Origin of the sequence: Musicola paradisiaca NCPPB 2511, from assembly GCF_000400505.1 — a bacterium.
Taxonomy (GTDB): Bacteria; Pseudomonadota; Gammaproteobacteria; order Enterobacterales; family Enterobacteriaceae; genus Musicola; species Musicola paradisiaca.
The window spans coordinates 1,627,174-1,643,549 of record NZ_CM001857.1 but is presented as its reverse complement, the minus strand read 5'-3'; the positions used below and the strand labels follow the sequence as shown (position 1 = coordinate 1,643,549).

The 16,376-nt window shown below is 53.4% G+C and carries 3 protein-coding genes (1 of these 3 running past the window's edge); all 3 read right to left on the bottom strand.

What is annotated here, in order from left to right:
- Tightly spaced (each overlapping or abutting the next), the 3 genes in view from DPA2511_RS07325 to DPA2511_RS21260 form a layout consistent with a single transcriptional unit that may run on beyond the window.
- A protein-coding gene (locus tag DPA2511_RS07325) for an SDR family NAD(P)-dependent oxidoreductase (protein ID WP_012765044.1) crosses the window boundary here: on the bottom strand, window positions 1-7,820 show its 5' end (the start). It extends 12,811 nt beyond the left edge of the window; only the first 7,820 of its 20,631 coding nucleotides appear in the window; the start codon lies at window positions 7,818-7,820; the stop codon falls past the left edge of the window.
- Window positions 7,813-8,946, bottom strand: coding sequence for a MupA/Atu3671 family FMN-dependent luciferase-like monooxygenase (locus tag DPA2511_RS07320; RefSeq protein WP_012765043.1), 1,134 nt, complete (start codon window positions 8,944-8,946; stop codon window positions 7,813-7,815). Before DPA2511_RS07320 ends, DPA2511_RS07325 begins: the two co-directional genes overlap by 8 nt.
- Window positions 8,943-16,376: a beta-ketoacyl synthase N-terminal-like domain-containing protein gene (locus DPA2511_RS21260; protein WP_023638225.1), complete on the bottom strand. Its 7,434-nt coding sequence runs from the start codon at window positions 16,374-16,376 to the stop codon at window positions 8,943-8,945. Before DPA2511_RS21260 ends, DPA2511_RS07320 begins: the two co-directional genes overlap by 4 nt.

The window sequence follows — 16,376 nt, the reverse complement described above, 5'->3', positions numbered from 1 at the left end:
AAGCTGAAATGCGGCGGTTGCGATGCTGACATGAGGGAAGAGGAGGCATAGGTATACGCTGCCCGGGCCATTTCCAGATAGCTGACGCCCGGCAGCACCTTCTGACCATGAATCTGGTGATCCGCGAGGAAAAACTCCTCGCCGCTAAACTCGGAGCGAAAACGAAGCTCAGCAAGCGTTGAAGCATTCTCCTGCAACAACGGATGCCGTTGCCCCGGTCTGGCAGCGACGATGGGATCTGGCGATGAAGATAACGCGCCGGATTCTACCCAGTAATGCTCTCTGGCAAAGGGATACGTCGGTAAGACAACACATCTGGATACATCCGGCAACAGTACCGCCCCGTCCAGCTCGTACCCCTGGCAATAATAGTCTGCCAGTGCGGACAGGTTTTCCTGATATTCCTGCCCCGCCATAGGTTGCGACTGGTGTAATAAAACGTCGATATGTTGACGAATGGCTTTTTGCCCGGTGAAACCCAAGGGGACTTTACCGCGAAACAGATTGGGACGCTGCGAATGCTCTGCCTGTCGCAAAGTGATGATGACACCGTCCCGATCTTCAACCACCACCGCCAGACGATATTGAAAATGACTCCGCCCCCGGAGCAAGGTATAGCTGATCGCCGCCAGCCCCTGAGCGCGGGTTTCCGGTTTTTGCACATGCAAAATCAGATCATCGACCTTACGGTATAACGCCTCCTCAGTCTTGGCCGACAAACAGAGAAGATAGTGGCTGCGTGTTGGCTCTGGGAGCGAAACCGGCTGAGGGTATTCCTGCATCAGCAGATGAGCATTGGTTCCGCTCATGCCGAAAGCACTCACGGCCCCCATTCTCTGCTTACCCACCTGTACCGGCCAGGCTTTGGGGGTTTTATTCACATAAAAAGGACTCTCTGCCCAGGTAATGTAATCATTTTCCTGTTGGCAATGCAGGCTTGCGGGGATGACGTGCTGATTCAGCGCCTGAAGTAGACTCACGGCACTCAGGAGCCCCGAAGCGGCAAACGTATGGCCAAAATTCGTTTTGGTCGACGTCAGGGCGCAAAAAGCCTGTTTATCGGTGTATGCGCTGAACGCATCATTCAGCGCATTAATCTCGACCGGATCCCCCAGTCGGGTGCCCGTTCCGTGTGTCACGATATAGTCAATCTGCGCGGGATCAATGTGAGCACGTTGATACAGGTTCTTGAGCAAGTCCGTCTGTGCAACGCCATTCGGTGCGGTGATCCCGTTAGTTTTACCGTCATAATTGATACCACTGGCCCGAATCAAACCGTGGATCAGATCACCATCGGCTTCGGCCTGTGACAAGCGTTTCAGTACCAGCACCACCACCGCTTCGCCCGGCACCATGCCGTTAGCGCGCTGATCGAAGGTATAGCAGACCCCGTCCGGTGAGAGCATGCCTGAGCGCTGCATGATATCGAAGCCTTCCGTCGCGAGTTGCAGACTCACGCCGGCTGCCAGTGCGGTATCGCATTCCCGGTTACGCAGACTGGCACATGCCAGGTGCGCGGCGACCAAACCGGATGAGCAGGCGGTATTGATCGCCAGCACGGGCCCATGCAGATCAAGAAAATAGGCCAGCCGTGAAGCCAGAATACCGTTGTGATTGGCGGTAATTTCAACCTGTTCAGCCCCCGTGAAACGACCGTAAGCGCCCTCTTCCACACCGACAAACGTGCCGATGTGATGCTGCCGCAACTGTTGCGCGCCGTAACCGGCATGCTCCAGCGCTTTCCATGCTTCCTGTAAGAGCTGGCGCTGGCCCGGATCCATGTTCTGTGCTTCTCGGGGCGAGATTTCAAAAAACAGTGGGTCAAATTCGGCCGCACCGGGTATGACGCCACACCACAACCCCGGTTCTGTCGTACGACTATCACGCTCAGACTCGTCCCGACCACGCAAGTATGCGGCGCTCACCCGGCTCACCGCCGATTTTCCCTCTGCCAGATACCGCCACATTTCATCAATGTCACGGGCACCGGGAAAACGGCCGCTCATACCGATAATCGCAATCGGCTCTTCTGCTTCGACAAAAGCCGCCTTCACCTCGCCAGACCCTTCTTCCCCGCCAGTCACGCTGCCTACAGGCCGGGCGTCCGAGGCTGAATGTACCGATTCGGCACGGTGGTCAGATACCTCGGCATCCCCGGCGGATTCGCCGTAATACGTCTGCATCAATGCGCCATGTGTCAGCATAAAATACTGACAGAGTTGCAAAAGGGTGGAATGCCCGAAAAACAGGGCGGGCGAAACCACGATGTTCCAGTGCCGACTGAGGCAAGAGGCAAACTCAGCCAGGCTTATCGAGTCAAACCCGAAATCGGCCAGATTCACGTCCTGGTGCAAACGGTGCCGTTCAATACTTAAAATCTCGCTCACCGCCTGCTGCAATTCCCAAAGTACGCATTGCTCAACCGTCAATCCCTTCATTTCGGGACGATGGGCTATGGTTGCCGCCAACGAGTGCTGCGACCGGCCCTGATCGTTACTGGATCCGTTCTGCAAACCCTTCTCCAGCAAGCGTTGAATCTTGTCGGGCTGTCCGACCATCACCAGTGACGAGCCGGCTTCACTGGCAAGCAACTGTTCAAACACCCTCAAACCTTCTTCACTGCGCAATGCACGTTGCCCGCTGGTTTTCAGGTAAAGGGATGTTGCCTGTACTCGCTCAGCCGAGCGTTGTGTCATTCCTCCGTCCTGCCAGACAGGCCAGCTGATGGCGATAGTCTTTCCTACCAGGAATGGTGTGTTTCCTTCGACAGACACCTGTCTATTTCGGCTGTTGGCATAGGCCATTTGAAAACGGTTCGCCACTGCATAATCACCGGCACCAAAATCGCCCAACATCGCCGCGCTGGAAGAGAAATAAACGATAAAATCTAACGTGTCTTCAGCACCGAATACGCTGTGCCATGCCTGATCCAAGGCCAGCGTCCCCTGAATTTTGGGTGCCAACACCTGGCGGATGCCAGCAAGATCTTTTTCTGCCAGTGTCTGTGTCGTTTGAACGCCAGCGGTATGTAATATGCCGTTGATCTTAATGCCCTGACGCTGACAATCAGCGAACAGGGATTGCATCTGAGACAACTCACTCACATCCGCTTGCAGATAAGTCACCTGACCGCCGAGCTGTTCAATTACTCGTAATGCGGCCTGTTTTTCCAGATCAAGCGGAGAGCGGCCAACCAGAAGAACCTGCGCCATAAAGTGCTCACACAGATAGCGTGCAAATACCGTCCCTAAACCCCCGAGCCCACCGGTAATCAGATAACAGCCGCCGATTTTTAAACAACTCTCTGTTTTCACCCCATTGTCTGTTTTCAAGCCATCATCGGGTTCTAAACCATCACCGGGTTCTAAACCATCACCGGCGTTTAAAACACGGTTAGCGTTTTCCATCCAGGTCGGCTCGACAGTCAACACATGACGCTTGCCCTGGAGATACAGCACACTTTGAGCAAGTTCGGCCTGCAATTCAGCCCAGATGTCAGCAATACATCCGGCGATCGATTGCCATTGATCGGTATCCGCTGCTGCTGTCAGTTCAAATCCGGCAAACGTGATCCGTGTTTCCGGCAGAACCAAACGTAAGGAAGCGCCTAAAGCCACCAGGGCATCGGCATAGCAACGCCCCAGATCGTGGGTAAACGCACTGACCACCAAAATACGACCGACAACGAGTCCGCTGGACAGCAGCCCCTGAAACAGCGGAACCAATTGATTCATTCCCGATTCGGGCTCAACAAAACACAGCAAAGCCGCAGCCGTTTCCTGACCGCTCGCCGTTTGGGCGTGCGTTTTCCACTGGGAAAAGGAGTGGTGATAGGTTGTTGCATCGGTTGCCGACAGATCATCCGGTGTGAAAAATTCCGTCGCTACGTCCCCGGCCATTTGATTGATGCCAAGACGCATCGCCGTCTGACCGGCGGCGGGGATGATGCAAAGCAAGCGCTGCACCTGGTCGCGGTTCAGCGCACCCGGCAACGATTGTTGCCGCCACCGCTCACGGTAGACCAGAACAGCATCCTCCTGTGCTGGCGCCACGGTTTCATCGGGTTCAATCAGTACATGTGGCGGGTCAGATTCAACCTTCCGGCGCTCCTGGATCGGTACGGATGTTCTGACGACAGAGCGGCCTGTTACAGGACTGTTCGTCACAGAACCGTTCGTTACAGGACTGTTCGTTACAGGGCTATCCACCGTGGAAATCCAATAGCTTTCCCGTTCAAACGGGTAAGTCGGCAGGTGCATCCTGCGCGGTGTCGACCCTGGGTATAAAGCGCGCCAGTCTGCCGGTTCACCCCGCAACCACAATGTCAGCTGTCTGAAAACAAGCGGGGAAATTCCGTCGTGCCGGGCGTCGGGTACAGGATGTAAGCGTTCCTCGCCAGAAAGTAACGCCCTGGCAGCACCGGAACAGGCCGTTCCCGACAAATCGACATAATACAGATCGCTACATGCGCTTACCCCGTCTTCGGCGGTAAGATACCGGCCCACGGCCTGCTGTAAGGTCTGCCAGCCGTCGGCAATCAACGCCAGACGATGAGGCATCGCCGTTCGTCCGACTTGTAGGGTATAAGCAAGATCCCGTATGCTTTCCGGCTCATGGTCGGCGATCAGGTTTGCGGCCATCTGTTTTAACTGCGGTTCACTTTTTGCGGATAACACGATCAGGTAAGAATCCGCTTCACCTGACTGCGCCCCCTGTTCTGTCCCCTCAGTTTCGGCGTTCTGCAACACCACATGGGCATTGGTTCCCGTATGCCCGAAAGAACTGACCGCCGCAAAACGCGACTTCTGCTCCCAGTGTTTAAGCTCGGTATTCACATAAAAAGGGCTATCGGCAAAAGCAATATCTTCATTTGGCTGGGTATAATTGAGCGAGGGCGGGATTTCCCGATTTTTCAGCGCCAGCGCCGCCGTAATTAAATTAACAATACCGGCCGCGGCTTGAGTATGGCCAATATTGGTCTTCGGCGAGGTCAATGCACAATACTGCTTGTTATCTGCTCCAGCGCCATGAAACGCATCAATCAATGCATTGCATTCAACGGGATCCCCTAACATGGTGCCGGTACCGTGGCTGACGATATAGCCTATCTGTTCGGGTGCAACGCCGCTTTGCCGGTAAACCTGGGTGTAAAGTTCACTCTGCCGGGCGCCATTGGGCGCTGTCAGGCCATTGGTTTTACCATCATAGTTAATGCCGCTGCCTTTGATGATGGCATAAATATCATCGCCATCTCGCCGTGCTTCGGCGTAACGCTTCAACACCACCGTCGCACAACCCTCACCGACCACCATACCGTTAGCCCGAGAATCAAAGGCATAACAGGTGCCGTCGGGAGAGAGCATATCGCCCATCCGGGACAATGCATGCAATATCCGCTCAGGCTGACAGATCAGGTTACAACCGCCAGCAAGCGCCAGTTCGCTTTCACCGTTTAAAATACTCTGGCATGCGTAGTGTACGGCAACCAGAGATGAGGAACAGGCGGTGCCGATAGAAAGCAAAGGGCCTTTGGTATCAAGAAAATACCCGATGCGGGCCGGTGCCGTTCCCGTATGTACGGAGGTAATCACAGAGTGTTCGGTCAGTGGATAATCCGATTCCTCCATGCCGACAAAAATGCCGTGCTTTTGCCCGTACCACCCATGCGGGTCATAACCCGCATCTTCAATCGCCCGCCATGCAGACTGCAATAACAAGCGATGGTGGGGATCCATGTTGCGGGCTTCCCGGGGAGAAATCTTGAAAAACAGCGGATCAAAGTGGTCGATATGAGCCATAAAACCACCCCGGGTGGTTTTCATCCGCAGATCATCCCGGACTCGCCGAGTGTCAGGAACCGGCCCAATACTACACCGACCTTCCCGCAGCAGTTGCCAGAATTCCGCCGCGTTATCGGCACCGGCAACATTCATATCGATACCAATAATGGCAATATCATCATTGCGATGATCATCATTACGGCTGCGCGCCGGTTGCGACGATGCATCGCCGTGACGGCGTGCTTTTTCTGAACCGTCGGCCTGCATGCGTTCTGCGATCATGCGCGCTAAAGCCACCGGTGTCGTGTAGCTGAATAAATCCGAACGCCGTAATTTAACCGGATATGCCGCATCCAGCCGATTGACGAAGGCCGCAACCGAGACGGAATCCAAACCGAGATCGGTAAATGCCTGCTGATAGATTTCGCTATCCGAGACATTCAGCCCCAGCAGACGGCCGATTGTCGCCAGTACATCCGGTACCACATCCGCAACCGAATAGCTGGCTGCCATGTTGTCCTGGATAAGCGGCTTATCATCAACAGGCTGCGTGTGGAGGGATGAAGGTTGAAACCAGTAATATTCACGGGCAAAGGCGTATTGGGCCGACGCCGACGGAAAATCGGCGCCCGCGACCTGGGCGCCCCGATATTCTTCGATCAATATATGGGCGTTATTGCCGCCGGAACCATAACTATGAATAGCCGCCAGCCTGGGGTGCTCGCCTGCCGGCCACGCCTGCGTTTCTGTCGCCAAACTACAGGGCACATCTTGTGTATCGCAATATTCGTTCGCTTGTTCAAAGCCCAGAATTTTATGAATTTTACCGGTTTGAAGACTTCGAATGACTTTCAGCAACGCCCCCAGCGACGAAGCCGAATGCATGTGTCCCAACAGCGGTTTTAGACTGCTAACCCGGCAGTAGCCCGGTTCGAACGCCACCCCTTGTTCATCACATAGCTGGCTTAGCGCACGGTTTATAGCTGTCCATTCGGCGATATCCGCAACAGGCAGCCCCATTCCCTGAGCTTCAATATAAGACACCCGCCGCGGATCGATCCCCGCTTCACGATAACAGTCTTTGATCAGTTCACAATGCGCATCCGTATTCGGCGAAGCCATTGAAACACCCCCCTGGCCATTGAAGTTGACCCGAGTGTGTTTGACGACGGCATAGACCCGGCGTCCGGCCTGCTCAGCATCGGCCAGACGCTCCAGAAGAAGGGTGCCGACCCCTTCCGAACGCATGAATCCATCGCCGTTTTTACCGAAAGAACGTACCGTTTTCCCGTGAGTCAGTTGCTGAGCATCGTTCAGTTGATTGGTCACGTCCGGCACCAGAATCACATTCGCGGCACCGATGATTGCCCGATCAATCATACCGGCTCTGAGCGCCAGGGTAGCTCGGTGCAACGCCACGGCAAAGCCGGCACAGGTCGCATTGATCAATTCACTGGGCCCTGCTAAATCAAACTGGTAGGAAATCCGGTTTGCAATCATGCTATCGGCCTGCGCCAGACCGAACTCGGGCCGATAACCGTGGCGTGCCATCAGGCTCGCATACTCATTGGATTCACAGCCGATAAATACGCCGGTATGCGTTTTGCGCAGCGATTCGGGGGAAATGCCGGCATCTTCCAGCATGTGGTAGGTTGACATCAACAACAGACGCTGCCGTGGATCCATCTCTTCAGCTTCTATCGGTAAAATCCCGAACTTCTGCGCATCAAAAGAGGCGATATCGGGAATAAACCCGCCCGCAAGCACAGACCACGGCTCTCCTCCGCCAGTCTCCCCCTGCTGGTACCACGCTTTGCGTTGCGGCGGGAGCTCGGTGATTAAGGCATCGTCAGCATCCAGATGCCGCCATAATTCAGCAACACTCATACACTGCGGGAAATACCCGGCCAGACCCGTAATGGCCAGCGGTGCGGTATTGTCGTGAGTCGCCGACACATTCAATACCGCATCTGATGAAGAGGTTTTATGATTTTGAATCCACTGTGTAATGAAAGACAGCGATGCTGATTGATCATTCATAAGCAACCTTCTCCCGCTTGAGATTGAGTTCAACGAGTTGCTGCAAATAACCCAGCGCATTGTTGACTGCGGTATAGTCCATGCCAAAATCCTGAAGGAATGCAATTTCATTGACCCCGGATGCCACTGCCAAATCAATCTGTTGCTGGCATACCTCAAGCGGGCCAAATATTCCTCCGGTTTTGAAATAGCGGGCATAGGCATAATCGAGAATTTGATCAATCTGGCTATTATCGAAATGCTTATCTCTGGCTTTCATCTGCGGAATAATGCTACTGCGGATATAGGCCTTAAACGGCTCGCAAACCACCTGCTGTACCCATGCCATATCCGGGTGAACAAAGGTGTGCATCATCAATGTGACCCGACCGCTCTGCGGTTCCAGCCCTGCTTCGGCGCGGGCAGCACGGTAGATGTCTACATATTTTTTGAATTCGTGGAGATCGATCCCATGCAGCATGCCGAAGACGTTATAACCATGCAGGCCCGCATGCCGAAAGCCATGTTCAGAAATACTGAAATACCAGATGTTTATTTCTTGCTGAATCGGCCGCGGATAAACCACCGTCGGGAAAACTTCTCCGCCAGGGCCGGGAAAATCCACCGTTTCCCCCCGCCATAATTTCTGTATCACCGGAATACGTTGATCGCGGATGTTGGCCCGATCCTCATAGGTGTCCGGTGACAGAATAAAGTCCGCTTTGTTCCAGCCACTCCCTACCCCCAGGTCAACCCGCCCATCGGAAAGGATATCCACCATCGCCCAGTTTTCGACAATTTCTACGGGATGATGCAGCGTGTTGGTCACAGCGGCGGAACGCAGACGCACGTTTTTGGTTAGCGGTGCAAAGTAAGCCGCAGCAATGCTGTTATTGGCGTAAATAGAGCCAAACTCATAAAAATGGCGTTCGGGAAAGCAAACCGATTCAAAACCAGCCTGATCGGCAAATTCGACCAGCTCACGGGCAAAACGATATTTATCCCGATCTGAGACATCTTTACGGACATCCGAAAAAAACAGGTAACTAAAAGAAATGTCCGCCCCAGGTTCACTGCGCTTAACCCCAGAATCGGAGGGGCGATGTCCAGAGAAAAAATCGTCCAGTTTTTGATTTACTGTAGTCATAGCCGGATTGCTCCTGTTCCAACCTGGTTACGTAATTTTTTCAGCAGTAGATTGGGGGTAGGATGTTCGATCAGCCAATTCGGCTGTACTGGAAATTTCATCTGCTTTTCCAGCGTGGTACTCAATTGCATAGCAATAATCGAGTCCATCCCGTAGTCCTGTAGGGGCTTGTCCCAGTCAAGATCACTGCCCAGCTTCATGACTTTTTCGATCCCGGAGGCCAAAACGCGACGAATCTCACCGTCGTTTTCAGCCGGTTTTATACCCTCGTTATCTCCTGGCGTTGCAGGTCTGGCATTTTGGGCGGCGGACAGCGCAGTAGTATTCAGCGTCTGTGGCACATGCCGGGCCGCTGTAATCACCGTGCCGACCTCTTGTTGCAGATCTGCCGGTAGATCGGCCAACGACAAGGACGACAAATAATCCGCAAATGCCGTCGGCGATAACTGCCCCAATCTGAAATGGTGGATTTGGCGGCGAACCGCTTCTACGGTGTGATGTTCGGGGCGGGCAGTCACCGATTCCGTCTGATGATCACTGAGCCCCAGCAACGTTCTGGCTTTACGTCTGTCCGTGACGGCCACCAACGCCGTGACACTATCGGTGAACCCGATTTGCATCTGCTGCACCGCCGCAACGGCATTAATACTTCCCATGCCCTGTTGCGCTAAAGACGCTAACCGACCAGCCAGTCGTGTGCTGTCAACGGCGCCGTCAACGTCCCATTGTCCCCAACAGATGGAGGAAACCAGCCCCTGTCTTTGTTTGAGCGCGACCAGCCGTTGCCGGTATCGTGCAAACGCATTCTGGAACGCGGCGGAATAGGCATAATCAGGAGACCCCTGAATGCCAAAAGCGGCAACGGAAGAAAACATCAGGAAAAATTCCAGCGGTTCGCCGGCGGTGACTGCATCGATGTTCAGAGTTCCTGAAACTTTCGCCGCCATCATGTGCCGGAACGCATCCCAGGACTTATTCAGAATAGAACCATCACTCACCTGTCGGGCCATATGTATAACCCCATGAAGTGTGATTCCTTCGGCTTTTAGGGTCTGCATCGCCTGCTTAACAGACGCAATATCAAGGATATCGACAGTACGGTAAATCACTCGCGCCCCTGACGCTCTGATACGCGCCAACATCGGGGCGACCTGATTTTCCAGACGGCGAGAGAAAATAACCAACTGCGCCTGATAGTTCTGACCTAACACCTGACAAACCTGTTCCCCCGTCTCACCCAGAGCCCCCACCATTAAGTAGGTTGCCCCTGTACGGAAGCATGCCCCGGGCACTGCGGGCGCATCCGTTTCGCTGACACGTAACTCGTATCGACGGCCTGCGCTGAAACGGACAGTCGGCGTCCTGACTGCCTGCGCATTTTTCCCTGGTTCATGCTCCGACAGGTCATCGCACAGCCAGGTTTGTATCAATTGCAGAGCCACTTCCTGCCCCGTTGAACGAGGGTCAACGATGAGACTCCGATAGCGATGACCGACGGTTTCCAACATCGCAGAACGAAACAGCCCAGAAAGCGCTTCATGTTGTACATCGGTAACAGTCAGGCTCTGTTCATAGTCCGCGCGATGACAACAATAGAACTGTACCGGGTTCAGCCGGGCAAACGCCTGTACGGCCTGAACACAAAGGTAGGCGAGCTGTAAGCCATGCCCGGCCTCCGCTTCTGTGCCATGAGGTAAGATCAGAAAAACCACCAGCGGTTTGTCGGAATCGGGAATCGCCGCCGAGAGTCCGACTTTCAGGGCATCGATACCCCACTTATCCTGTGGCGCACCGTCCGGTAAAGGAATATGCCGCACTCCCCAGATCGACTGTGGCATATCCGCGATGTGTTGAACCTGTCGGCAAACCTGCTCAATGTCGCGGTAATCCGAATCGGCATGGCTGAGCACCAGAATTTGCCGATCACTGCTGGCCTGGATACGTTCAACCCATGGGGTGTCTTCATTTGACTGCACGTCAACCCAAGTCTCTGTGGCGCGGAGCCATTGGGTTTCTTTGGCTATCGGCTGTGCATTTGCGCCGATTTCTGTTGCTTCCGATGTCCTGACTGCTTCCGATGTTCTGACTGCTTCCGACGCTTCTGACAACGGAAGATGGGCCTCCACGGATACCACCGATGTTGGTTTTGCTTTTGCTTCAAACCAGCACGACTGCTTGAAAAACGGGTAAGTGGGTAAGTGTATTCTTCCGGGAAAACGATGTGCTGCGGCCTGCTCTGACCTGGGATAAAGCAACTCCCACGCAATATCCAGACCTGTCACCCATAATCCTGCCAACTGATTCAGATGTTGCTGACGGGTCCATTGTTCGATAACCGCGCTGAACGCCGGTGTGTCGATAACGGCCTGATAAGACGGCGCATGGTAATTTACCCGGCCCCTGAACAACGGCGGCGCTGAAATATCCCCGGCAATAAATTGGGTCAGTTTCTCTTGCAGTTCACTGACGGAGCCCGCAACAAAAGCGAGACGCTCCTCCATTGCCTGGCGTCCCCGCTGTAAGGTATAAGCCAGTCGCCGTAAATCGACGTGGCGCTCATCGGTCTGTTCCCGCTGGAGCCAGGTCAGCAGATTCTCCGCCATCAGTGGCAGACGATCAGCCCGCATGGCCGACAGTACGATCAAAACCGGTTCAGTCACAGGGGCGGTGTTAACCGATGGCGGCAGATACTCTTCAATCACCAAATGGGCATTGGTGCCACTGTAACCAAAGGAGCTCACCGCCGCTCTTCGCGGTTGTCTTACATCATGTAGCCACGGCTTAAGCTGGGTATTGACATAGAAAGGCGATTCATCAAAACCAAAGTGCGGGTTCGGCGTACTAAAATGTAGCGATGGCGCGAGTTGCCTGTGTTTCATAGACAACAACACTTTCTGTACACTTGCCATACCCGAGGCGGCCGAAGTATGACCAATATTGCTTTTCACCGATCCCAGACCGCAGAAGTTTTTGCGTGGAGTCCATTCTCTGAACACCGACGCCAGGGCTTCAAGCTCAATAGGATCGCCCAGTTTGGTTCCGGTTCCGTGTGTTTCAATATAACTGATCGAATCCGGGTCAATCTGATGTTTCCGGTAAACGTCTCTTTCCAGTTCGATCTGGCTGTTCACGCTAGGTGCCGTGATACCATTGGTTTTACCATCTTGATTGATACCTGAACCAATGATGACCCCATAAATAGGATCTCCATCAGCTTCAGCCTGCGACAGACGTTTCAATACCAAACACCCAACCCCTTCGCCGGGTACAAATCCATCCGCGGTATTATCAAACGCTTTACACTGCCCTTCGGCAGACAACATGCCGGCAGAACACATTCCGATATACGTTTCCGGCATGAGGTACAGGCTAACGCCACCGACCAAAGCCAGGTCGATTTCACCATTTTGTAGCGCCTGAACAGCCAGATGGGTCGTCACCAGAGACGATGAACACGCCGTGTCGACAGGAATGGCGGGGCCTTTCAGGTTCAGAAAATACGGAATTCGCGCAGCGCCAATCGCAAAACTGTTGCCAGTACCGGACAGAGGGGCAGCAGAATTCAGCATCATATGAGCATATTCATAACTCATAATCCCCATATACACGCCGCATTTCTTATGACTCAGTTCTTCAGGGCTGTAACCTGCATCTTCAAACGCTTTATACCCTTCCTGCAGGAATAGACGATGCTGAGGATCCATACCCTCGGCCTCGGCGGGAGAAATCGAGAAAAATAACGGGTCAAAATTATCGATGTCACTTAATGCTCCGAGCCACTTGCAATATATCTTGCCGTCTTTGCTACGATCCGCATCGAAATAGTGCTCGACGTCCCAACGCGCCTTCGGGACTTCACGAACAGAGTTGCGTCCATTCGCTACGTTATCCCAGTATTGCTCCAGATTTTCCGCATCAGGATAGCGGCCCGACATGCCGATAATGGCAATTTTCTCGCGCTGCCGATGAATACCCTGGTCATCTTCTGGTATCGCCGCAGATACCGGGGCGGCCAACTTTAACGTATTCCGAGGTAAATCCTCATGTTCTGGAATACAAGTTGAAGTGGCCGCCACCGGCTTTGGGGGCAGCGTTATTCCATGAGTCTGGGTCGCAATATATTCCGCCAAAACATGAATATTCGGATAATCGTACAAACGGGTAGCGGAAAGATGGGTTCCCAGTTGCTTATTCAGCGTATTGATCCATTCAGCGCCGATAATTGAATCCAGCCCCAACTCCGAGAATATTCGATTATTCTGGATGTCTTCTGCCGTGATATAAAGCGCATCGGCCAGGCTGGTTTTCAGTCGCTGTATTATCTCGGCCAGCTGTTCATTCTGACCTGATGATATGTGGGCAGCTTGTGGCGAATGGGCCGCCTGAGGCGAATGAATAACCGCGTTGCTCGGTTCAGTGACTGTAGGATTGTTTTCAGGCTGGAACACAGCCCTATTGTCTGTTTCCGGCAAGTGCTCATCCGCCGCGTCACGTTGCCCCCCATTGAGCACAATAAACTGCGCCAACTGACGAACACTGGAATAATCGTATAGACGAGTAGCCGACAACGCGCTTCCCAGTTGTCGATTGATTTCATGAACCCATTCGGCTCCGACAATCGAATCCAGCCCCATTTCGGCGAAGGAGCGATCAAGCTGAATCTCCGTCTCTGGAGAACACAGTGCCCGGGCCAGGCTCACCCGTAACGTTTCAATAACACTCGCCAGAGGAACCCCGCCACTCTTTTGCGCTGGGTGAAGGGTGCCATTACCGCTTCCGTTTATTCCCCTGGCGCTGCTTGTAATCTGGCTATCCGTCGCAACGCCATTGATGCCGCGGCCTTGATGACTATCAGCCGTCTTGCCGTTGCGCCGCTCTGTTGCTGATACAGACGGGCCGACCGCGCTCTTCAGCATCAGCGGCTGTAACGTCATTTTCCCAGCATCATTAACCTTTACAGCATGATGAGCCGTTACCGGCTCGGTCGTTGGCTGTTCAACCGCCCTTTCCAACGCTGACTTACGCCGGGTTTCGTTTATCCAATAGCGCTGACGGTCAAACGGATAGGTTGGCAGCGCCAAACGCGAATAACGCTGGCCTGCGTATAATTGCAGCCAATCAATCGCTCTCGTCTCAACCCATACCTGGGCAATTTTTGTCCACTGCCGGGTCTGCCACCAGTGCGCAATATCCTGGGCATCAATACCGGGTAAGCGAGTGGCTGCATCACAATTGACAAAAATAGTCCCCTCACCGGCCGCCGCCTGTGGATCCCTGGCAATGATGGCCAGTTGACGCGAAAGCGATGCAACATCTTCGGCAACAAACGCGACTCTGGCATCCATCGCGTCGCGCCCGGTTTGCAACGTGTAGGCAAACTGTTTGAAGTGATTCGCTACATTAGCCGAATTTTCAGTGACATATTGCATCAGGCGTTGCGCATAGATCCGCAACCTTTCGCTGTTTTTCGCCGATATAACGATAATTTCCGGCTCACGCTCAGGCGACATAACCTTGTCAGGCTCCTGGCGATATTCTTCAATCACCAGATGAACATTCGAGCCACCCGCACCGAAAGAACTCACGCCGGCCCGTAACGGCTGCTGAACAAAACCGATTGTCGGACGTTGCCATGTCTGTCCCTCCTGGAGCACATAAAACGGGCTATCCTCCAGTTCAAGTAATGGGTTCAGCTTCTGGCAGTGCAGCGATTGGGGTAAATATTCATCCCGCATCGCCAGCAGGACTTTGATGACACCAGCAACCCCGGCGGCAGTTTCCGTATGCCCGATATTCGATTTAACCGAGCCTAAAGCACAGTGCTTCTCCACTGCTTTCCCTGCGTTAGCCTCTGGGTCAAGCCCATGCTCCTGATAAAGGTGTTTAAACGCCAATTTCAGGCCATTGACTTCAATAGGATCCCCCAGCGGCGTCCCGGTTCCATGGCACTCAATATAGGTAATACTGCGGGGATCGACCCCGGACTTCATATGCGCATCGCGAACAAGCTGAGCCTGAGCCTTCGGGTTGGGGGCCATCAGAGACGTTGCCGCCCCACCATGATTCTCTGCCGAGCCGATAATCACACCGAGAATATTGTCTTTATCCGCCTGTGCATCTTTCAGTTTTTTCAGCAGTACAACGCCAACCCCTTCTCCACGGGCATAACCATTGGCATCTTCAGAGAAAGTCTTACACCGTCCATCCTCGCAAATCATCTCTGCCTTACTGTACAGAATATGCATTTTCGGACTCAGGATCAGATTGGCGCCACCCGCAATCGCCATGTCACAATCACCGTGCTGAATGCTCATCACCGCACGATGAATCGCGACTAAAGAGCTTGAACACGCAGTATCGATAATTTCACTGGGGCCATGCACATCCAGCAGATAAGAGAGACGGTTCGGGCAAAACATATGAGGGATAGCCGTCAGCTCCACAATGTCGCGGGACTGGGCATTCAGTACGGTTTCGGCGTAATCCTGTAAATTGATCCCGGCAAATACCCCGACCTTTTTGCCAGCTAATGATGAGGGGGCATAGCCGGCTGACTCGATGAGTCGCCAGCTCGACTCCAGAAACAGCCGGTGCTGAGGATCCATGGTCTGCGCTTCACGGGGAGAGATGCCAAAAAAGGCAGGATCAAACTTATCCACATCCTCAATAAAGCCAGCATATTTAACATTGGTAAACTCACCGTCTTTAGGATTACCGTAGATTGCCTTCCAATCCCAACGTTCCTGAGGAATTTCGCTGATACAGTCCTGACCTTGATAAAGATGACGTTGCAACGCTTCAACTGAGGACGACTGGGCAAACCGCCCATCCATCCCGATAATGGCAATAGGTTCATCATGCCCACCGGGCTTATTTACCTCGGCGTTATCGGTCGACTGGCATTTATCGTGCGTCGAATGAAATTGATCACGTTTTTGATTGAGCCGGTGACTTCTCGCCATCAGCTCCCGAATTCCTCTGGCTGATGTGGTACCAGAGGGTAAAGACTGCGCGACCGGCTGCCGAACATCGTTCCGGCGTTCATCGCCAGCAGACTGATGAGCTTCACTGACGGGCCGGCCATCATAACGTTGCACGACTTCCTGGCCGAAGCGTTTGATGATGATATCGGCCAGTTCTTCAATATTTCTGGCTTCAAAGAAAATAGCGGCAGAGAGAGACACGCCCAGCGAATCGGCAATACGTCCCATGATTTCTGTGATGACAATCGAATCAACACCGTAGGTCGATATTTTTTCTTCTTTGTCAATTTTTGCCGTCGGCAGCTTTAATATCGCAGAAAAAATACCCACGATGTCTTGCAGCAATATCCCACGATAATCTCCGCCGTTGACTTCAGAAAATGGGCTATCCTGAACGGCTCCGGCAGTATTGGAAAGCGTTGGCGAATATTCCATGGCAGACTGCAT

Excerpts from the sequence above, each read along its gene's own strand:
- DPA2511_RS21260 (WP_023638225.1), bottom strand. The coding sequence starts at position 16,376 with ATGCAGTCTGCCATGGAATATTCGCCAACGCTTTCCAATACTGCCGGA.
- DPA2511_RS07320 (WP_012765043.1), bottom strand. The coding sequence starts at position 8,946 with ATGACTACAGTAAATCAAAAACTGGACGATTTTTTCTCTGGACATCGC.